The sequence below is a fragment of the Morganella morganii genome (assembly GCF_019243775.1).
In the GTDB taxonomy this organism is placed as follows: Bacteria; Pseudomonadota; Gammaproteobacteria; order Enterobacterales; family Enterobacteriaceae; genus Morganella; species Morganella morganii.
Genome location: NZ_CP069157.1, coordinates 3,306,039 through 3,327,056 on the forward strand (window position 1 = coordinate 3,306,039; position 21,018 = coordinate 3,327,056).

Here is a 21,018-nt window from a genome sequence, read left to right on the forward strand (position 1 = left end):
GAGTTTCCTCAACGCCCGTGCCGGTTTTCAGTGATTAATAACAGTCATCACCGCGCCCGCTAAGGGCCTTATTTTTTGTCTTTGCTGTCGTCAACTTCTTCGAATTCAGCATCGACAACATCATCATTTTTACCTGCATCCTGCGCGGCATCAGTACCTGCTGTACCTGCCTGCGCCTGCTGCTGGGCAATTTCCATCAGTTTGGCAGAAGCGTCGATCAGCGCTTTCGTTTTCTCTTCGATAGCGGCTTTATCTTCGCCTTTCGCTGCGATTTCCAGCTCACTCACCGCCTGCTCGATTTTCACTTTATCGTCGCCCGGCAGTTTGTCGCCCGCTTCTTCGATCTGTTTACGGGTAGCGTGAACCAGCTGATCTGCCTGGTTACGGACCTGTACCAGCTCTTCGAACTTACGGTCAGCTTCAGCGTTGGCTTCCGCATCACGTACCATTTTCTGGATCTCTTCCTCGTTCAGACCGGAAGATGCCTTGATGGTGATGTTCTGCTCACGGCCGCTGTTTTTGTCTTTCGCGGACACATGCAGGATACCGTCGGCATCGATGTCAAAAGTAACTTCGATCTGCGGCATACCGCGCGGAGCAGCCTGAATACCATCCAGGTTAAACTGACCCAGTGATTTGTTGTCACCGGAACGTTTACGCTCACCCTGCAGAACATGGATAGTTACCGCAGACTGGTTGTCTTCCGCTGTGGAGAACACCTGGCTGTGTTTGGTCGGGATAGTGGTGTTCTTCGCAATCAGCGGAGTCATCACGCCGCCCATGGTTTCGATACCCAGAGACAGCGGGGTAACGTCCAGCAGCAGCACGTCTTTAACATCACCACCTAACACACCGCCCTGAACCGCAGCACCAACAGCCACAGCTTCGTCCGGGTTCACGTCTTTACGCGGCTCTTTACCGAAGAAATCAGCAACGGTTTTCTGAACCAGCGGCATACGGGTCTGACCACCTACCAGGATGACATCATTGATATCATTCACTGACAGACCGGCATCCTGTAATGCAACTTTGACCGGATCCATAGAGCGTTTAACCAGATCTTCAACCAGTGATTCCAGTTTCGCACGGGTCACTTTGATGTTCATGTGTTTAGGACCGGTCGCGTCCGCCGTGATGTACGGCAGGTTAACGTCAGTCTGCTGTGCGGAAGAAAGCTCAATTTTCGCTTTCTCGGCAGCTTCTTTCAGACGCTGCATTGCCAGCGGGTCGTTACGCAGATCGATACCCTGTTCTTTCTTAAATTCTTCAACCAGATAGTTGATCATGCGGCTGTCGAAGTCTTCACCACCTAAGTGGGTGTCGCCGTTCGTTGCCAGCACTTCATAGGTTTTTTCGCCGTCAACTTCATCGATTTCGATGATGGAGATATCGAAAGTACCACCACCGAGGTCGAAGACCGCGATAGTACGGTTACCCACTTCGCGATCCAGGCCGTAAGCCAGTGCCGCTGCAGTCGGTTCGTTGATAATACGTTTTACATCCAGACCTGCGATACGGCCGGCGTCTTTGGTTGCCTGACGCTGAGCATCGTTAAAGTAAGCAGGTACGGTGATAACCGCTTCGGTTACCGGCTCGCCGAGATAATCTTCAGCGGTTTTCTTCATTTTTTTCAGGACTTCAGCAGAAACCTGTGGTGGTGCCATTTTCTGGCCTTTTGCTTCCACCCATGCGTCGCCGTTATCAGAGCTGACAATTTTGTACGGCATGATGTTCATATCGCGGCGCACTTCTTCATCGTCAAAACGACGACCAATCAGACGTTTGATTGCAAACAGTGTGTTCTGCGGGTTGGTAACAGCCTGACGTTTTGCCGGCTGACCGACCAGGATTTCACCATCCTGTGTATACGCAATGATTGACGGCGTTGTGCGGTCGCCTTCTGCGTTCTCCAGGACACGTGCCTGATTACCATCCATTACAGCAACACAAGAGTTGGTTGTACCTAAGTCGATACCAATAATTTTACCCATCTAAAGGCCTCCGAATAATTCTGTTCGTCTTACGCTACCGATGTATATGAGGTTCAATTTTCACTTTTCAAGAAAAAATTTTTCGCTCACCCGTCACCCGGAATATTTCCTGACGGTACCGGACATCCGCAGCGTTAAAGGGGATTCAACTGAGTTTCAGTTTCCGATGACAAGTAGATGGGGCCATAAATGCATTCATCAAGGGGAAAATGAAAAAAAAACAGATTATTTAAAAGAAAATGATGAAACACTGAAAAATGCCGCGCTGACAGTCATATCAGCACGGCATTCACACAACACAATGCAGGGGGTTATCAGGAGCTGAACACCATCATCCGCTGACGCACCGCCGCTTTCCCCATATACAGTCCCAGCAGCAGGCCGATCAGTGAAAGCCCCAGCATGTAATACGCCGGTGCCAGCGGGGTCCATTTCAGGAATAGCGTGACCACCACCGGCGTCAGTCCGCCGAAAATGGCATAAGAAAGGTTGTAGGAGAACGAAATACCGCTGAAGCGGATCTCCGCCGGATAACTGTTCACCATCACAAACGGTACCGCGCCCACCACGCCGACACTGAATCCGGCCAGTCCGTAGGTCAGCGACAGCGGCGTACCCGGCTCACCGGCGGTCAGGTAAAAATAGCCGGTGCAGACCGCCAGCAGCAGGCTGCCGAAGGTAAAGACCACAGAGGCGCCCAGTTTGTCACACAGATAACCCGCCACCAGACACCCGGCACACAGTGCCAGAATCGCGGTCATATTGGCGACTGAAACCACCGCTTTTGCCAGGCCGAACTCCGTCTGTAAATACGCCGGTGTCAGCAGGATCACCACCACAACCCCGGCGGAGAGCAGCCAGGTCAGCAGCATGGAGATAACAATCGCTTCTTTGTGATTCACCACCACGGTTTTCAGCGGCAGCTCTTTCGCCAGTGCTTTTTGCTGCTTCATCTCCTGAAAGATAGGGGTTTCCGCCAGCCAGCGGCGCAGATACAGTGCCACAAACCCGAAAATCCCCCCGAGGAAGAACGGTACACGCCAGCCCCAGGCAAGCTGCTGCGCTTCAGTAAAGAGTGTCGCCATCATCATGGCCACCAGCGAGCCGAGCAGGATACCAACCGTCAGCCCTGCCGTCAGTGTGCCGCAGGCAATGCCGATACGATGCTTCGGCACATGCTCGGAGACAAATACCCAGGCACCAGGCACTTCCCCGCCGATAGCCGCCCCCTGCATTACCCGCATTAATAAAAGCAGTAACGGCGCGGCAATGCCGATAGATTCATAAGTCGGCAGCAGGCCGATACAGAGTGTCGGCACCGCCATCAGCAGAATACTGAGGGAAAACATTTTCTTGCGCCCGACCAGGTCACCGAAGTGTGCCATCACAATACCGCCCAGCGGGCGTACCAGATAACCGGCAGCAAAGATCCCGAAAGTCTGCATCTGCACCAGCCACGCAGGGATGTCAGGCGGGAAAAACAGTTTGCCGATAGTGACGGCAAAAAAGATGAAAATAATAAAATCGTAGAATTCGAGTGCGCCGCCCAGAGCCGCGAGAGAGAGTGTTTTATAGTCCTGCCGGTTGAGTGTCCGGGGAATGGTCTGTGCCATGGGTTCACCTTTCCTGTCTTTACATTGCTGTTATCTTTACTTTACATAAGTGGATAACCGCATCATAGGACAAGAAAGGTGTCCGGGGGAATGTTTTTTATTTTATGCTGAAAACGCAGCATTACTGCGGCTTTATTGCTGATTTAGGGCGAAACGCCGCGACAATTTCAGGGTCAGTTTCGATGTAAGGCCCGTCGAGCAACTGTATACAATACGGTACACTTGCAAAAATACCGGAAACCATTACTTTGCCGTTTTCATCTTTCAGCCCTTCCAGGGTCTCAGCGATAGCTTTCGGCTGCCCCGGCAGATTGAGGATCAGTGACTGATTGCGGATCACGCCCACCTGGCGGGATAAGATTGCCGTCGGCACAAATTTCAGGCTGATCTGACGCATCTGCTCGCCGAAACCCGGCATTTCGCGATCCGCCACCGCCAGTGTTGCGTCCGGAGTCACATCACGCCGCGCCGGGCCGGTTCCGCCGGTTGTCAGCACCAGATGGCAGCCGAATTCATCCACCAGCTCACACAGCGTCTGGCTGATCATCGCTTCTTCATCCGGGATCAGGCGGGTTTCTGTCTGAAAAGGCGTGGTGATAGTTTTTTCCAGCCATGCCTGTAAGGCCGGAATGCCTTTATCTTCATAAATACCACCGGATGCGCGGTCAGAAACCGAGACAAGACCGATGCGCAACACATTGTTCATAGTCACCTCAACGTCATTTTGACTCCGGGGCACAGCATAGCATTGCCGCCGGAAACAAAAAAGGCAGCCTGCCGGCTGCCTTTTATATCTGACTGTATTATAACGATTACAGCAGATCGGCGATCATTTTTTCCAGTTTGCCCTGGTCTACCGCAAACTTACGGATACCGTCCGCCAGTTTCTCGGTTGCCATAGCGTCACTGTGGTGGCCCCAGTAGAACTCAGCTTCTGTCAGCGGTGCAGGACGCGCTTTCACTTCGCCTTTGTATTCCAGTTTGCGTTCAACCGCACCGGTCGCTTCTGACAGCTCTTTCAGCAGTGCAGGGGCGATAGTCAGGCGGTCACAACCGGCCAGTTCCAGGATTTCACCTGAGTTACGGAAGCTTGCGCCCATAACCACGGTTTTGTAGCCGTGCTCTTTGTAGTAGTTGTAGATTTCAGTCACTGAAATCACGCCCGGATCTTCTGCCGGTGCGAACTCTTTCTTGTCACTGTTTGCTTTGTACCAGTCGAGGATACGGCCAACGAACGGAGAAATCAGATATACACCCGCTTCCGCACAGGCACGCGCCTGAGCAAAGGAGAACAGCAGTGTCAGGTTACAGTTGATGCCTTCTTTTTCCAGCTGTTCCGCCGCGCGGATACCCTGCCAGGTGGAAGCCAGTTTGATCAGGATACGATCGTTGCTGATGCCGGCATCGTTATACAGTTTGATGAGACGTTTTGCTTTCGCGATACTCGCCTGAGTGTCATAAGAGAGACGGGCATCCACTTCTGTGGAAATGCGACCCGGAATCAGTTTCAGGATCTCCAGACCGATATTCACCGCCAGTTTGTCACCGGCATCGATAATCTGCTGTTCACGTGAATCGCTCTGTGCACGCGCCCAGGTCACCGCATCATCAATTAACTTACGGTACTCCGGAATCTGCGCCGCATTGAGGATCAGAGAAGGGTTGGTGGTGGCATCCTGTGGTTTGTAAAGCTTCATCGCTTCGATGTCACCGGTATCGGCCACAACCGTGGTCAGATTACGCAGGGAAGTTAACTTATCGGTCATTTTCGTCTCTCATCTTATGTCAGAAGATACTCTGAATAATCCAGCATGCCTGCAGGCGGGCTTTGCGTAGTCAACACCCCGGCATTCTGAAGTATGGCGAGTACAGATGGCAATATGCCGCAACTGCACCTGATAATATCACGGACAGCCCGCCGCGCAAGCAGGGAAAATCCGGTGCCGCACCGGTGATCCGCCGTTATTCCGCTGTAATCCGGAACGCCTCCTGTTTTGTATGTATTACCGATTACAGTGATTTGCCCGCTCTGTGCTTTTTTTTGGTAGAGTACCGTTAATAATGACAATATCAGACCGGAGCCGACCATGCTGCTGACTATTTCCCCTGCCAAAACCCTCGACTATGACAGCCCGTTAGCCACTGAACGCCATACTCAGCCTGAGCTGCTGGCACAATCAGAAGCCCTGATGGAAACCTGCCGCAAACTGACCCCGGCGGATATCGGCTCGCTGATGCATATCAGTGATAAACTGGCGGGTCTGAATGCCGCCCGTTTCGGGGAGTGGCAGCCGGATTTCACGCCGGACAATGCCCGTCAGGCTATTCTGGCATTTAAAGGGGATGTGTATACCGGGATGCAGGCGGAAACCTTCAGTGAAGCCGATTTTGATTTCGCCCAGCAGCATCTGCGTATGCTTTCCGGCCTGTACGGCGTGCTGCGCCCGCTGGATCTGATGCAGCCTTACCGTCTGGAGATGGGGACGAAACTCGCCAATCCGCGCGGCAAAGATCTGTATGCGTTCTGGGGGGATATTATTACGGACAATCTCAATCAGGCACTGGCCGCACAGGGTGATAATGTACTGGTCAATCTGGCCTCTGATGAATACTTTAAAGCGGTGAAGCCGGAGAAACTGAATGCGGTGATTATCAAACCGGTTTTCCTCGATGAGAAAAACGGCAAATATAAAGTGATCAGTTTCTATGCTAAGAAAGCACGCGGCCTGATGAGCCGGTTTATTATTCAGAACCGCCTGACACAGCCGTCTCAGCTGACCGGCTTTAACCTCGACGGTTACCGTTTTGATGAGAGTCAGTCCGGTGAGCGGGAACTGGTGTTTACACGTTCAGAACACCACGCAGCATAACCGCCGGATAATTCAGCTGCGCCATCCATGGCGCAGTATGCTTTTTGTTCTCTTACCCGTTATCATCTCGCTATCGCTGATTGATAAGAAATTACGGCTTCACCGTCTTCAGCATATAGTCCCGCAGCGCCGCGAAATCCGCTGGTAACACGGCTGACAGCAGTGGTAAATCAGCCCGCTCCGCCAGTTCAGCCGGTAACGACAGTTTACTGCCCAGAATCGCTTCCACACTCTCCAGGAATTTTGCCGGATGCGCCGTGCCGAGGAAAATACCGTACTCACCGGGCTGCAAGTCACTGCGCAGCTGGCGATAAGCAATCGCGGCATGCGGCTCGGAAATATAACCTTTCGCAGCCAGATCGCGCATCGTTTCGCGGGTTTCGTCATCACTTACCGCACCGGAACGCAGATCCTTCAGAGACCAGCCTTCGCGCGCAAACAGCGCCTCAATACGCGGCCAGTTATTCGGCTGGCTGACATCCATGGCATTGGATAACGTTGCCACCGTCGCCGCCGGTTTCCACTGTCCGTCCGCCAGATAGCGCGGTACCGTGTCGTTGGCATTGGTCGCGGCGATAAAGCGTTTCACCGGCAGCCCCATCGCTTTCGCCAGCACCCCGGCGGTCAGGTCACCGAAGTTGCCGCTCGGCACCGAGAACACCAGTTCACCGCGTTTTTCCGCCGGAACCTGTGCCACCGCTTCAAAGTAATAACAGATTTGTGCCAGCAGACGGCTGATATTAATAGAGTTTGCCGAGTTCAGATGCAGCGTCTGCTTCAGTTCCTCATCATCAAATGCCTGTTTTACCAGTGCCTGACAGGCATCGAAATCATCCTGCACCGCCACGGTATGGATATTACCGCCGAGGGTACAGAACAGTTTTTCCTGTAACGGACTGATTTTTCCCTGCGGATAGAGGATCACCACCTGCACATTTTTCAGGCCGTAAAAGGCGTGTGCGACGGCAGCACCGGTATCCCCTGAAGTCGCGGTCAGAATAGTGACCGGCTTGTCACCGGCAACCGCGGCCAGCGCCTGGGCCATAAAACGTCCGCCGAAATCTTTGAATGCCAGTGTCGGGCCGTGGAACAGCTCCAGACAGGCCACATCCGGCTCTACCGGGTTCAGCGGTGCCGGGAAAGCAAAGGCGGCACGGACACGCGCTGCCAGCTCAGCTTCCGGGATCTCATCACCAATCAGGGCATGCAGAATGGCGGTGCTGCGGCTGACAAAATCCATCGCCAGCAGCTTATCCATTTCCGCCTGCTCAAAAAACGGAATCTCACGCGGGAAGAACAGCCCCTGTCCGCGTCCCAGCCCCTGTTTTACCGCCTGTGCAAAACTGACTTTTTCACTCTCATCTTTTAAATTGTACAGTTCCATTTTTTACCTTTATGCACTTATCTGACGTGCGCCTTTGAGATCGAGACGGCACAGATGGACAAACCCTTCGCTGTTCTGCAAATACTGTGTGTTAAAGACATCCGCTACCTGCTCTGCCGCTGATTTGCTGTCACAGACCGCAAACAGGGTCGGACCCGAGCCGGAGATGCCGCATGCCTTCGCGCCGCGTGCAAGCACCTGCTCACGGACCGCATCAAAATTCGGTAATAATTCACGGCGGTACGGCTCTGCCACCACATCACGGATCATCGCCGCCGCCAGGTCAGCCTGTCCGGTATGACAGGCGTGGATGAATCCGGCCAGGTTGCGGCCGTGGCTGACAATATCCGCCCGTGAATAGGTCGCCGGTAAAATCGCCCGTGCCTGCGCCGTGGAGACTTTGATACCCGGATACGCCATTACCCAGTACCAGTGTTCAAACCCCGGCACAGCCTGGCTGACGCTGTCGCCGGTTTCAATATTGAGCTGCAATCCGCCGAGGAAGCAGGGGGCGACATTGTCATAATGCACACTGCCGGAGATGCGCCCTTCCATCTCGCCCATCAGACGCAGCAGCGCCATTTCCTCCAGCGGCCTGCCGGTATACTCGTTCAGCGCCACCAGCGCGGCCACCACCGAGCAGGCGCTGGAGCCGAGCCCCGAGCCCACCGGCATATTTTTTTCCAGCACCATAGCGACCTGCAGATCATCATGAATGATCTCACTGAACCGTTCACGGCACTGATACACAATATTGTGCTTCGGATTCACCGGCAGTTTCCCGGCAAAACGCCCGCGGTTTCTGAGTGAAAACGTCTCTGCCTTCGCGATGGACACACAGTCGCCGAGCAGTGCCCCGCTGACCGGAGACACTGCCGCACCCAGCACATCGAACCCCACACTCACATTCCCGATTGACGCCGGTGCATAAATTTTTATCACGTTTTACACTCCCAGTTTCCATGACATTGTCCGCAGCACATCCGCAAACACCCCTGCCGCTGTCACATCATTCCCCGCGCCGTAACCGCGCAGTACCAGCGGGATAGGCTGATAGTAGCGGGTATAAAACGCCAGGGCGTTCTCGCCGTTTTTCACTTTATACAGCGGATCGTTACCGTCTGCCTCAGTGATTTTCACCTGACAGCGGCCGTGATCAATGATGCCAACATAACGCAAAACACGGCCTGCTTCTGCGGCTTTCGCCACACGCGCGGCAAAGGCCGCATCCAGTGACGGCAGATTCGCCATAAAGGTATTCACATCGCCGGAAGCATCGAAGTCCGGCGGCAGCACGGAATCCACCTCAATATCGGATAATTCAAGGGAAAGTCCCGCTTCGCGGGCCAGGATCAGCAGCTTACGCGCCACATCCATCCCGGAGAGATCATCACGCGGATCCGGCTCGGTAAAGCCTTTGGCTTTCGCCGCAGCTGTTGCCTCAGACAGTGACATTCCTTCATCCAGCATACCGAAAATAAAGGAGAGCGAACCGGACAGAATACCGCTGAACTGCATCAGTTCATCCCCCGCGTTGAGCAGGTTTTGCAGGTTTTCGATCACCGGCAGCCCGGCACCGACGTTGGTGTCGTAACGGAACTGACGTTTTGATGCCGCCGCCGCACTGCGCAGTTCATGGTAATAATCCATCGGCAGGGTATTGGCTTTTTTGTTCGGCGTCACCACGTTGAAACCGTCCTTCAGGAAATCCGCATATTGCAGGGCGATTTCCTCATTCGACGTACAGTCCACAATCACCGGGTTGAGGAAATGGTATTCTTTTTCCAGGCGGATCAGACGGCTGAGGCTGAACGGCTCTTTGGCCTGCGCCAGCGACTGACGCCAGTCCTGTAAATCAATGCCGCGCATATTGGTCAGCATCGCTTTTGAGTTGGCGATACCGCACACACGCAGATCGATACTCCGGGCTTTCAGCCACGCCTGCTGGCGGCGGATTTGCTCCAGCAGCGCACTGCCGACCCCGCCGGTGCCCACCACAAACACCTCCACAATGCGGTCAGTGTTAAACAGCATCTGATGACACAGACGCACACCGGCGGCCGCGAGATCATTATCCACCACCGCAGAAATGGAACGTTCAGACGAGCCCTGCGCGATCGCGATAATATTGATGTTGGCGCGCGTCAGTGCCGAGAAGAACCGCGCGGAGATGCCTTTGAGTGTCCGCATACCGTCCCCGACCACGGAGACAATCGCCAGGTTATCCAGCACATCCAGCGGGTCGAGCACGCCCTCTTTCAGCTCCAGATAGAACTCTTCTTCCAGTGCCTGCTGAGTGCGGGCCTTATCTTTCTGCGCCACACAAAAACTGATGCTGTATTCGGAAGATGACTGTGTAATCAGCACGACAGAGATATTACGCCGTGACATCACCGTAAACACCCGCGCCGCCATCCCGACCATCCCTTTCATGCCCGGGCCGGAGACGTTGAACATCGCCATATTATTCAGATTGGTGATCCCTTTCACCGGCAGGCTGTCATCACGCTGGCCGTCGCCGATCAGCGTGCCCGGCGCGTCCGGATTGAGGGTGTTTTTAATCAGACACGGGATCTGAAACTGGGCAATCGGCGCGATAGTACGCGGGTGCAGGACTTTTGCCCCGAAATAGGAGAGTTCCATCGCCTCCTGATACGACATGCCTTTCAGCAGACGGGCATCCGGCACCAAACGCGGGTCACAGGTATACACGCCGTCCACGTCAGTCCAGATCTCACAGCAGGAGGCACGCAGACACGCTGCCAGTACCGCCGCAGAATAGTCAGAACCGTTACGCCCCAGCACCACCAGCTCACCGTTTTCATTACCGGCGGTGAATCCCGCCATCAGAATGATGTGGTCAGACGGAATATTCAGCGCTGCAATACGTTTTGTTGATTCATTAATATCAACGGTGGATTCCAGATAACCACCAAACGCCAGCAGACTGGCCACCGGGTCAATCACTGTCACTTTATGGCCGCGGGCTTTCAGCAGTGATGCCATCACCGCAATGGAAAAACGCTCGCCGCAGCTGATCATATTGGCGTTGATGCCGTCCGGACACTGCCCCAGCAGTGACACACCGTGCAGTACCCGGCGGATCCGGCTGATTTCCTGCTCTGTTTCATGCTTCAGCCGGTCATATTCAAAGCCCGGTACCGCATCGCGCAGCCCGTCCAGAATCGCCCCGAGAATCGCGGCGGCATCGTGTACCAGGGTGTTTGCTTCCTGCCCGCTGACGGTCTGCTCCACCATCGCCACTAAGTAATTAGTGATTTTCGCCGGTGCGGAAAGCACCATGGCGAGCTGTCCCTGCGCGAGTTTTTTCTCCGCGATTCCTGCGATGTTCAGTATACGATCCGCGTTTGCCACGGATGTGCCGCCAAATTTAAGTACACGCATGTGTCACCTGCTCCTGCCGTTTTTAGTCCAAAAAAAAAGCCCGCACAGTCATTGTGCGGGCTTTTTTCGTGATTTCAGATATGCGTCAGCCCGCACCGCCGGTGGTAATGGTGGTGGTGGTAATAATAATCATGGTCAGGCTGTGATTACGCATGGGGTTCCTGTCTGTCATTTGTCTGGTTAACCCTATTACGGTTAAAGGAAAGGCAGGTTGATGTCAAATTATTCTTCAGATTTGCCCGCAGAATCAGACAATTTGAATCTGATCACATATCAGAATAAAAAGAAATTACGGCAAATTAACGCGGTTATCATCTCATCAACCGGCATTTAATTTTACAGAACCAGGAGTTTCTGTATTTTTTCACTTTTATCATGCAGGTTGCGTTTTTCGCTGTTTACCCGGCAGAAAAATGTACAATAATCAGACAAGTCAGATATAATGCTTAACATTGTATTTCTATTTATTTGACAATCATTAAAACCGGCAATTAACAATTGAAAATTGTGTTAACGTGCTACAATTGATTTTGATATGTATCAACAAAGGTTAGATTTCCGGATGGTAAATGATTGGGTTGCTGTTATATTGGTGTTAATAGACTAATATTGGTACGAATCGTTTCAATTCCTTACGTTCTGAGTTGAGTGATTGTTAAAATGCGGTCTGAACAAGATTTTTTTTCTGTCTGTGGTGATGTGCCGGACATAACCACAACGATACCGGCACAGGTTACACGGGCAGATAATCAGATTTCTTATTATTCTAAGTAATTTAGGTAGCGACTATGCAAACCCCGCATATTTTAATTGTTGAAGATGAGATCGTCACCCGTAACACCCTGAAAAGTATTTTTGAAGCAGAGGGTTACGTGGTACATGAAGCCACTGACGGTGCAGAGATGCACAATGTGCTGTCAGACCATGATATCAATTTGGTTATCATGGACATCAACCTCCCGGGAAAAAATGGTCTGTTGCTGGCGCGTGAGCTCCGCGAACAGGCAAACGTGGCACTGATGTTCTTAACCGGCCGTGATAATGAAGTGGATAAAATCCTCGGTCTGGAAATCGGTGCTGATGACTACATCACCAAGCCGTTTAACCCGCGTGAACTGACTATCCGCGCACGCAACTTACTGTCACGGACCATGAATCTGGCCGGTGGCAGCGAAGAGCGCCGCAGTGTGGAAAGTTACAAGTTCAACGGCTGGGAACTGGATATCAACAGCCGCTCATTAATCGGACCAACCGGCGAGCAGTACAAGCTGCCGCGCAGTGAGTTCCGTGCAATGCTGCACTTCTGTGAGAATCCGGGCAAGATTCAGACCCGCGCTGAACTGCTGAAGAAAATGACCGGCCGTGAACTGAAACCGCATGACCGTACAGTGGATGTCACCATCCGCCGTATCCGCAAGCATTTCGAGTCCACACCGGATACTCCGGAAATCATCGCCACCATTCACGGCGAAGGTTACCGGTTCTGCGGCGATCTCGAAGAGTAATCTTCCGCTGCGGTAACATATATACGAAATCCCCGGTGATGCCTGGCACCACCGGGGATTTGTTGTTGCTGTTATCCGGTTATTTGTTCCACGGAATGATCGGCACCGCGCTCAGCGCATTCTTCGGCGAGCCGTCGACCACTTTATCCGAATAGGTCAGATAAATCAGCGCGTGACGCTTCTCATCATAGAAACGAACCACCTGTAACTTCTTGAATACCATGGATGTCCGCTTCTGGAACACCACCTGGCCTTTATCTTTGCGGCCTTTTTTCACTTTATCACTGACTGTGACCGGCCCGACCTGCTGACAGGAAATCGCGGCATCAGATGTATCCTCCGCCAGACCCAGCCCACCCGAGATCCCGCCGGTTTTTGCCCGGCTCAGGTAACAGGTGATATTTTCCACATCCGGATCATCAAAGGCTTCCACCACAATCTTGTGGTCCGGCCCCAGAATTTTGAACACGGTGTCCACAGAGCCGATTTCTTCACCATGGCTCAAAAAGGATAACGAACTCAATGAAATAGCTGTGATAATTCCCAGTATAGACCGGCGAGTCTGATTCATAATCTTAATAGCCCAAGAAAATCATTTGAAAATTGTATGATTTTAAAGATAATCCATGTTACCAGTTTATGATAGTCGCCCTGTTCTTAAAACATTTTTTCCGGCCAAAAGTAAGAATTGGTAAATGATTATCCCGTTGATAATCACTCAGGTTAGAATATAAATTCGTTATATCTCTTTCAGAACTTCATCAATCCAATAAGGGAGATGTATGGATCAGACCAGCATCATTCGCGATTTACTCCGTTGGTTAGATGAGCATTTAGATCAGCCACTTTCCCTCGATAACGTCGCTGCGAAGGCAGGCTACTCCAAGTGGCATTTACAACGTATGTTCAAGGACGTTACCGGTGAGGCCATCGGCGCTTACATCCGCGCCCGCCGTTTGTCACGCGCAGCCATTGCACTGCGGCTGACTGCCCGTCCTATTTTAGATATCGCATTACAGTATCGTTTCGATTCACAGCAAACCTTTACCCGCGCATTCAAGAAACAGTTTAATAAAACACCTGCGCTGTACCGCCGTCTTGACGAATGGTGCTCTGACGGAATCTGCTCCGCCATTCTGCTTGATGATGTGCCGATGCCGGAGCACGAGTTTGTCACGCTGCCGCCGCGCACAGTCACCGGTATAGAGAACAGCTGTTCACATCGTCTGGAAGACTGGGCAACCGCGTGTACCCACATGCGCCAGGAGTTCTGGCTGCATCATATTTCTGTGGCGAAAACTATCCCGGACTATGTTTACGGGCTTTACAGCACTACCCGTAATCCGGACAAAGAAGATGAGCAGACAGTCCATTACACCACTGCCGTGGCGAAGGAATTTGCTGCCTTTACCACTGAGGAAAATGTTCACGAGGTGGAAATGCCCGGTGGCGAATATCTCTGCTTCACCTTCAGCGGCATTCCTTACCGCGGTGCGATGCAGGAATTCCTGTTCACGATTTACGGCCAGTGTGTGCCGCGACTGGGGATCACCCGCCGCCGTGGTTACGATATTGAGAGCTATAAACTGAGAAAGGGAACCGACATCCGCTATCCGGATGCGGCTGATGTGGATGAGACTGATCCGCGCCATCACATCGAGGAATTTAAATACTATATTCCTGTCAGACGTGACGCGCAGTAACAGCCTTCCCGCAGAACAAACACCGCCGCCGGTGGTGTCTTGTTCACCCGGGCGGTGTCTGATTCACCGGTTTACTCAGCGCTGCACTTCATCCAGCGCCGGAAGACTCAGATGTGTGGTGTCACCGGCCGTTTCAACTACCCAGCCATCCGCCAGCCACGGGCTTTCCTGATACTCCAGAACGGATAACGAACAGTTGCGCAGACGCAGACGGCGCTCCGCATACGCCGGCAGCCCCAGCACAGAGCCAATCAGGCATCCCAGCGCAATACCGTGACTGACCAGCAGAACTTTGCTGCCCTCCGGCAAATCCAGCGTGCTCTCCAGCGCCGCCCGCATCCGGCTTTCCAGCTCCGCGAGAGATTCCCCTTCCGGGATACGCCCGTCTTCCGCGCCGTTAAGCAGACTTTTACGCCAGCCCTCTTCTTCTGCGGTCAGGGTATGGATCTGACGTTTTTCCAGCACGCCCATATTGAGCTCACGCAGACGCGGATCCGCAATAATCTCACAACCGCAGGCTTCTGCGATCAGTTTCGCGGTCTGCTGTGTGCGGCCCAGATCACTGGCAATAATATGGGTGATCCCTTCATTTTTCAGACGCGCGGCAACCTGCTTCGCCTGATCGATACCACTTTGTGTTAACGGGCTGTCAGAATGACCCTGGATACGGCGCTGAACGTTCCATTCAGTTTCGCCGTGACGGACAAGAAATACCTGTGACATAACTATCAATCTCTGCTTTTACTGTGTGAAAGTCTGATTACCCCGCTACCATACCGTAAAAACATTCCCGGGATCACGCTTTATCCCTGAAACTCTTTCACCGCACGGCACCGTCTAAAAAAATCTGCGGAAAGCCGTCAATATTCGCTATACTGCGGCAAACATAATTACGTGGATAGTTTAATTATCATGTTTCATATTATCGCAGCAACGACTAATCCGGCCAAAATTCAGGCTATCCGTTCCGCTTTTGAAGTGGTACTGGGTAACGGCAATTTTGATATTGAAGATGTCAATGTGGACAGCAGTGTGCCGCAGCAGCCTATCGGGAACACAGAAACCCGTACCGGTGCCCGCCAGCGCGTCAATGCGGCCCGTCAGGTCAGACCGGAAGCGGATTTTTGGGTTGGTGTTGAGGCGGGTATTGAAGGCGATATGACCTTTGCCTGGATTGTTATCGAGCACCGTCAGCTGCGCGGGGAATCCCGTTCTGCCAGCCTGATGCTGCCGGAAAAAATTCTCGCGGGGATCCGCGAAGGCCGCGAACTGGGTGATGAAATGGCCGACCTGACCGGGGTGGAAGATATCAAACAGAAAGGCGGAGCGATCGGTTTCTTCACCGGCGGCGCGCTGACCCGCACCAGTGTCTATGAGCAGGCAATTATCCTGGCGCTGGTGCCTATCCAGCATGAAATTTATAAATCCCTGAACACCAAAGAATCCTGATCTGAAAAACCGGACCGGTACTCACCGGCCCGGTGACCTTCCCGGCACATTTACTGCTGTGCCAGCCACTCTTCCCGCGTAATGCGGCTGATATGTTCAGTCCGGTAATCATTCAGGAACTGATTGAATTTATTCTCTTCGGTATGATGATGACGGAACCCGCATTTGGCCTGGGCGCGGTGTGACTGTTCATTGTTTTCAAAATAGCCGCACCACAGTGCATCCAGCTCCAGGGTTTCGAATGCATGGCGCATCACTTCCCTGACCGCTTCCGGGATCAGACCCTGTCCCTGGTACGGTACACCAATCCAGTAGGCGATTTCCCCTTCCCGCTGACTGATGTCAAAGTTGCTGTTTTCACCGATCAGGATCCCGATACAGCCCACAGCCCGTCCGTTCGCTTTCAGTTCAGTGGCATAGACCTCATCGAGGTTAAAAACGGTGCGGATAATATCGGCACTTTCCTCAGCGCAACTGTGCGGCGGCCAGCCGGCAATCGGGCCGACGCGGTCATCTTTCGCCACTTCATATAAATCGGCGGCATCGGTTTCTGCCCACGGGCGCAGAATCATACGTTCTGTTTCTAATTTCATACTGCTTACCTTACTTCAGTTATACATTCAGCCTCAGCGGCTCTCTCTGTGATGACAGGAAGTGTAGCCTGACGGCAGACCGGCGGTAAGCAACAAACCTCCGCACTTCCGGTACTTTTGAAAACTATTGTGATAAATTTCCTCTGATATCTGCTTCAGGACGGCAAAAATGGCAACTCACGATATTACACTGACAGATCAGATTCCGGTGCTGACGGAAGAAACAGACACATTACTGACAGGGGAAAGCACACTGGCCGATCACAACGGCGTACCGCTGACCTTCGGAAATGCGTATCTCACCCTGATGATCTGCCGGGCGGGATACGCGCATATGTCACTGAACTTTAAATCTCAGCCTGTACGGGCGGGGGATATTCTGGTGCTGGCGGAAGATACGATCGCGCTGCTGAAAAAGCGTTCGCGGGGATTCCGTGTGTTTTTTTGTCTGATCCCGGCCTCCTTCTCTGCCGAAATCGCCTATGTCCTGCCGAACCCGCTGTTTCTGTTTCTGCATGAATATCCCCGCTGCATTCCGCTGCCGGAAGAAAAATCGCTGCTGACAATGTGGCTGGCACAAATGCAGGATATCACCCGCAACAGCCCGGTTTACCGGCATATCATGCAGCGTAATCATTTACAAAATCTGTTTTTGCGGATAGCGGAAAGAATGCCGCCGGATGCCCCGGCCGCCATACAGAAGTACAGCCGGAAAGAGACGCTGTGCTGGCAGTTCTGGGAACTTATCTGCCGCCACAGCCGGGAACACAGGGATGTGCAGTACTATGCACGGCGGTTAAATATCACGCCGTTTTATCTGTCACAGCTGACCGGAACGTTTTTCAATCACTCGCCCAAGTCACTGATCAACCGCCGGGTTATCCCCGAAATCAAGACACTGCTGCGTTACAGTACGCTGTCAGTAGAGCAGATCGCAGATAAACTGCACTTTGATGATCCGTCCTACCTGTGCCGCTATTTCAGACGGGAAACCGGCATTTCCCTGACAACGTACCGGCGGCAGAACAGCTGAGTTATTTTTTACCGCTGAGGAGTTCCTGCTCCAGCCAGGCTTTTACCTCTTCCGGGGCATATTTCAGGCTGTTGGAGCCCCGGGTGATGGTCGCAATGCCGACCCCCAGCTCACTTTTCAGCTCCCGCTGACTCATCTTACCGCGCAGCAGTTCCTCAACGATCCGCACACGTGTGCCCAGCGCTGTGCGCTCATCCGGGGTAAAAAGCAGCTGAAAAAGGTGGGATTCAATATCCTGTGAATAGGCATTGCGCAGCAGGCTGACAAAGCGCTGCCAGTCGCTGTCCTGAAGTTGGTCTGTCGTCATGTGTCACCCCATAGGATCGGGAGTACAAAAAGTACCCGTTAACTAGTACATCTAGGATAACACAAGCCCGGTGCAGCTGTCTTCTGCTGAACCGGGCCGGAGGGGAATGATCAGTAACGCATTGATTGTTCGGAAGGTGTCAGTACATCCGCCGGGCGCTGCCCTTTCAGGAAGTTCTGATAAAAGACATCAAATGCCAGCACATTCTTCACATAACCCCGGGTTTCCGCGAACGGAATGGTTTCCACGAAGGCAACCGCATCGAGCCGTCCGCCGCTGTTGCTCAGCCAGCGGGTCACACGGTTCGGGCCTGCGTTATACGCAGCACTCGCCAGGATCCGGTTCTGACCGAACTGGTTATACACGCCGTTGAGATACGCGGTGCCTATCTCGATATTTTTGCGCGGATTAACCAGCTGCGCACTATTGCTGTAATCCGCAATACCATTGTCGCGGACCGTCTGGGTTGCCGTTGCCGGCATCAGCTGCATCAGCCCCGTTGCGCCGACCGGCGAACGCGCCTGCGGGTTCCAGGCACTTTCCTGACGGGCTATCGCCATCGCATAGCTTTTGCTGATATTTTTATTCTGAGTGAACTCATCAAACTCACTCTGCCAGGCCAGCGGGAAGCGCTCTTCCAGATGATCCCACAGCTTGCCGTTGATCGTCGCCTGCACACTCAGATCCGCCCAGCCCTGCTCCAGCGCATAACGCGCCAGCTGTGCTTTGCGCGCCGGTGTCTGGCTGTCCACCAGATTCAGCCACTCGGTGCGGGCCAGCCCTTCCATCTGCCAGTACAGCAGCTCACGGATACGCTGAATTTCCGGCAGATTGCTGATGCTGTTGTCCGGTTTATCCGCCGCATTGATCATCATGACATACGGTTTACCCAGACGCTGTGCCGCCACCATCGGATAGAACCCGCGACCCTGAGTGATTTTTTCCAGAATGGCATCTGCTGCCGCTTTATTGCCGCCTTTTTCCAGCAATACGGCGCGCCAGTACTGCCATTCCTCTTTCTGCTGAGCATCCGCCGGTAACCGGGTCAGCCAGCGATCCAGATCGCGGTCATCCGCGTTACTCAGCGCCAGACGCACACGGCGCTCGCGCAGGGTGACAGAATCGGTTTCCTGAATCACTTCGTCACGCCAGGCAGCCTGCTCATCTGTCACATCGCTCCCCATATACTGCCACGCAACGGCATCTTTCAGTTGCTGACGCTCGCTGTCATTCATTTTCTGGGCGCGCGCCACACTGTTCAGGTCAGCCCTTGCCGCATCAGGTGATTTGCGGGCATAGGCGGAGAAAGCGGAGATGGTGGCCTGACGGGTGAAATCAGTCGGGCTCAGTTGGGCAAATGTCACCACTGATGCCGGGTTTTTCTGTAAGTTAATCAGACCATTGCTGATGGTCTGATAAGAGGCAGGCAGGCGTTTTGCCAGATAACTGACCAGAGAGGTGTTGCCGTTTTTCAGCGCCAGGCTGATGCGTTCAAGAACACGTTCCGGTGTCAGTCCGCCGGACTGATCCCAGACATCAAATAGCTTATCGCAGGAGGACGGCAGGGAATTTCCCGCCAGCCAGACTGATTTCGCCCCGTCCAGCGCCACCTGACGGTTTCCGGTCTGCCAGTTGGCATAGTAATAGTCACACTTCGCACTGACCGGTTTTGGTACAGTCGTGCTGTAGCTGACCAGCCCCTGCCAGTCATTACGTTTGGCCAGCTCACTGATAAATTTATTTTTCAGACTTGCCGCTGACGGCAGATTCAGATGGGTATCCGTAAAATTTTTCACCTGACCTGCTGTCAGCAGGCTCATGTCCTGTGTCAGCTCACGGTATTCCAGATAAGGATAGAGCGGATAGTCCCGCAGTGACGGCATCAGGCGTTCCACTTCCGCCATATTATTGGCATCCCAGGCAGATTTGACATCCTGATAGCGCTGACGCTGCTCACTCAGTGAATCCGCTGACGCCAGTGCTGAAAACATCAGCATGCTGAGGGCTGCCACGCCCGGCCATATACATTTCCTCATGATCTGCTCCTGTCTCCTTCATTACCGTTTATCTGCACAATACCTCAGACCCTGATACACAGTGTAAGTGCCCTGTCACGCAGACACAAATCATACCGTTGTGCCGCATAACCAGATACCGGAAATTATATTATTCAGAATATATGTCTGATTATTCTTATTGTGCATTCCCTTTACCGTAAATGATGGTTTATTAAACAGGATGCAGTGATATCGTCTGGTGCACTCATCATTCTTACTATATAGTAAAGTTAAATTTAAAATTATAATGATAACACTTCAGGAAACCGGCTACCGCCGTAAGCGGGATCCTGAGCACTACCAATAACTCTATAAGTAGTGAACACATTTCAGACGACTCCGGTCGTCTTTTTTTTTACCCCTTGCTCCGGGATAAACACGCTATTTTAATTAATCAGATAGTTATATTTTTGAAGTATTTTTATTTTCCAGATTACAGACAGAAATCATAAAATATATGATGTACATCACTTGCTGTATTTCCGGTTTCCATTAAAAATATTCTCATATTTTTACACCACATCCGGTTTACTGATAACCGTAAAGGACGTAATACATTATGAATAATATAAAAAACATAATAATCATCTCTGCATTATTTGCTCTGACAGCATGTGCATCACAGCAGACCGCCTATGAGAAAATCACCCGACACTATGTCTACCAGCAGGCCGCGCAGGATTCTGACCCTAACTTTCAGACTCATATAAATGGCTCCGTTAAACTTATGACGCCGTTTTTTAAACAATTCTATGATGCCGGTATAAAAGATAAAAAAGACGGAATAACACCGCAACAATATAAAGAGCGAATTAGTTATTTCAGAAGTAACGAATTTTTGAGCCGTATGACCGGGACAACACAGTTTATTTCACCAAAAGTACATACTGAGAAAGTAAATGAAAGTGACCGCACGGACCGGCAGAAAAAAATGCTGACAGACAATATTATTGCTGCTTATGAGGCCGGTTACAGCGGCCGTTAGCACACCGGCCCCGGGTTCATCATGATACGGATCCCGGCGACGGCACGATCACCGTGAGAATAACGCAGGCCGGTGTTAGAATGGGGAATCTGCTGTACCCGCCGGTCACTGCCGGCAACCGGG

At 52.5% G+C, this 21,018-nt stretch carries 19 protein-coding genes and 1 other annotated feature; of the genes, 6 read left to right on the forward strand and 13 right to left on the reverse strand.

What is annotated here, in order from left to right:
* Nucleotides 1–68: 68 nt before the first annotated feature.
* The 4 genes from dnaK to tal all read right to left on the reverse strand — a co-directional run bounded on the left by dnaK (nucleotide 69) and on the right by tal (nucleotide 5,370).
* On the reverse strand, nucleotides 69–1,991 hold the full coding sequence (gene dnaK, locus JL661_RS15785; RefSeq protein WP_049245647.1) for a molecular chaperone DnaK: 1,923 nt from the start codon (nucleotides 1,989–1,991) through the stop codon (nucleotides 69–71).
* Nucleotides 1,992–2,305: 314 nt separating this feature from the next.
* A complete protein-coding gene (locus tag JL661_RS15790; protein ID WP_004237120.1) occupies nucleotides 2,306–3,604 on the reverse strand; it encodes an MFS transporter in 1,299 nt (432 codons plus the stop codon).
* A 121-nt stretch (nucleotides 3,605–3,725) separates the two neighbouring features.
* Nucleotides 3,726–4,310 carry a molybdopterin adenylyltransferase gene (gene mog, locus JL661_RS15795; protein ID WP_004237119.1) on the reverse strand — a complete coding sequence of 195 codons (585 nt, stop codon included), beginning with the start codon at nucleotides 4,308–4,310 and terminating at the stop codon, nucleotides 3,726–3,728.
* 106 nt (nucleotides 4,311–4,416) lie between these two features.
* On the reverse strand, nucleotides 4,417–5,370 hold the full coding sequence (gene tal, locus JL661_RS15800) for a transaldolase (protein WP_004237118.1): 954 nt from the start codon (nucleotides 5,368–5,370) through the stop codon (nucleotides 4,417–4,419).
* A 321-nt stretch (nucleotides 5,371–5,691) separates the two neighbouring features.
* Between tal and yaaA the strand changes: the two genes are divergently transcribed.
* The gene (gene yaaA, locus JL661_RS15805) at nucleotides 5,692–6,474 is read left to right on the forward strand and encodes a peroxide stress protein YaaA (protein ID WP_004237116.1); all 783 of its coding nucleotides are present in this window, start codon (nucleotides 5,692–5,694) and stop codon (nucleotides 6,472–6,474) included.
* A 91-nt stretch (nucleotides 6,475–6,565) separates the two neighbouring features.
* On the opposite strand, the gene thrC is transcribed toward yaaA, so the two are convergent.
* The 4 genes from thrC to thrL all read right to left on the reverse strand — a co-directional run bounded on the left by thrC (nucleotide 6,566) and on the right by thrL (nucleotide 11,435).
* On the reverse strand, nucleotides 6,566–7,858 hold the full coding sequence (thrC, locus tag JL661_RS15810) for a threonine synthase (RefSeq protein ID WP_062773172.1): 1,293 nt from the start codon (nucleotides 7,856–7,858) through the stop codon (nucleotides 6,566–6,568).
* A gap of 9 nt (nucleotides 7,859–7,867) precedes the next feature.
* The gene (gene thrB, locus JL661_RS15815; protein WP_036413714.1) at nucleotides 7,868–8,800 is read right to left on the reverse strand and encodes a homoserine kinase; all 933 of its coding nucleotides are present in this window, start codon (nucleotides 8,798–8,800) and stop codon (nucleotides 7,868–7,870) included.
* A 3-nt stretch (nucleotides 8,801–8,803) separates the two neighbouring features.
* Nucleotides 8,804–11,263 carry a bifunctional aspartate kinase/homoserine dehydrogenase I gene (gene thrA / locus JL661_RS15820; protein WP_062773169.1) on the reverse strand — a complete coding sequence of 820 codons (2,460 nt, stop codon included), beginning with the start codon at nucleotides 11,261–11,263 and terminating at the stop codon, nucleotides 8,804–8,806.
* A gap of 29 nt (nucleotides 11,264–11,292) precedes the next feature.
* Nucleotides 11,293–11,410: a sequence feature (Thr leader region), on the reverse strand.
* Entirely contained in the window at nucleotides 11,349–11,435 is an 87-nt protein-coding gene (gene thrL / locus JL661_RS18695; RefSeq protein WP_064483359.1) for a thr operon leader peptide, read from the reverse strand. It overlaps the preceding feature by 62 nt.
* A gap of 616 nt (nucleotides 11,436–12,051) precedes the next feature.
* On the opposite strand from thrL, the gene arcA reads away from it, so the two are divergent.
* Entirely contained in the window at nucleotides 12,052–12,768 is a 717-nt protein-coding gene (gene arcA / locus JL661_RS15830) for a two-component system response regulator ArcA (RefSeq protein ID WP_004237112.1), read from the forward strand.
* A gap of 79 nt (nucleotides 12,769–12,847) precedes the next feature.
* On the opposite strand, the gene creA is transcribed toward arcA, so the two are convergent.
* Nucleotides 12,848–13,339, reverse strand: coding sequence for a protein CreA (creA, locus tag JL661_RS15835; RefSeq protein ID WP_015422440.1), 492 nt, complete (start codon nucleotides 13,337–13,339; stop codon nucleotides 12,848–12,850).
* 211 nt (nucleotides 13,340–13,550) lie between these two features.
* On the opposite strand from creA, the gene robA reads away from it, so the two are divergent.
* Nucleotides 13,551–14,471, forward strand: a complete 921-nt coding sequence (robA, locus tag JL661_RS15840; protein ID WP_004242113.1) for an MDR efflux pump AcrAB transcriptional activator RobA — start codon at nucleotides 13,551–13,553, stop codon at nucleotides 14,469–14,471.
* Nucleotides 14,472–14,546: 75 nt separating this feature from the next.
* Here robA and gpmB read toward each other — a convergent pair whose 3' ends face one another.
* Nucleotides 14,547–15,194 (reverse strand): 2,3-diphosphoglycerate-dependent phosphoglycerate mutase GpmB, encoded by a 648-nt coding sequence (gpmB, locus tag JL661_RS15845; protein ID WP_004237109.1) that lies wholly within the window; start codon nucleotides 15,192–15,194, stop codon nucleotides 14,547–14,549.
* A 189-nt stretch (nucleotides 15,195–15,383) separates the two neighbouring features.
* Here gpmB and yjjX point away from each other — a divergent pair, with 189 nt between their 5' ends.
* Nucleotides 15,384–15,920, forward strand: coding sequence for an inosine/xanthosine triphosphatase (gene yjjX / locus JL661_RS15850; protein ID WP_004237108.1), 537 nt, complete (start codon nucleotides 15,384–15,386; stop codon nucleotides 15,918–15,920).
* Between the two features lie 50 nt (nucleotides 15,921–15,970).
* On the opposite strand, the gene JL661_RS15855 is transcribed toward yjjX, so the two are convergent.
* The gene (locus JL661_RS15855) at nucleotides 15,971–16,513 is read right to left on the reverse strand and encodes a GNAT family N-acetyltransferase (RefSeq protein WP_004237107.1); all 543 of its coding nucleotides are present in this window, start codon (nucleotides 16,511–16,513) and stop codon (nucleotides 15,971–15,973) included.
* A 169-nt stretch (nucleotides 16,514–16,682) separates the two neighbouring features.
* Between JL661_RS15855 and JL661_RS15860 the strand changes: the two genes are divergently transcribed.
* A complete protein-coding gene (locus JL661_RS15860) occupies nucleotides 16,683–17,546 on the forward strand; it encodes an AraC family transcriptional regulator (RefSeq protein ID WP_004237106.1) in 864 nt (287 codons plus the stop codon).
* A gap of 1 nt (nucleotide 17,547) precedes the next feature.
* Here the strand turns inward: JL661_RS15860 and trpR are convergent, their stop codons facing one another.
* On the reverse strand, nucleotides 17,548–17,853 hold the full coding sequence (gene trpR / locus JL661_RS15865) for a trp operon repressor (RefSeq protein ID WP_004237105.1): 306 nt from the start codon (nucleotides 17,851–17,853) through the stop codon (nucleotides 17,548–17,550).
* A 110-nt stretch (nucleotides 17,854–17,963) separates the two neighbouring features.
* On the reverse strand, nucleotides 17,964–19,889 hold the full coding sequence (gene sltY, locus JL661_RS15870; RefSeq protein ID WP_062773166.1) for a murein transglycosylase: 1,926 nt from the start codon (nucleotides 19,887–19,889) through the stop codon (nucleotides 17,964–17,966).
* A gap of 580 nt (nucleotides 19,890–20,469) precedes the next feature.
* Here sltY and JL661_RS15875 point away from each other — a divergent pair.
* The gene (locus JL661_RS15875; protein WP_004237103.1) at nucleotides 20,470–20,895 is read left to right on the forward strand and encodes an Exc2 family lipoprotein; all 426 of its coding nucleotides are present in this window, start codon (nucleotides 20,470–20,472) and stop codon (nucleotides 20,893–20,895) included.
* Nucleotides 20,896–21,018 lie beyond the last annotated feature (123 nt).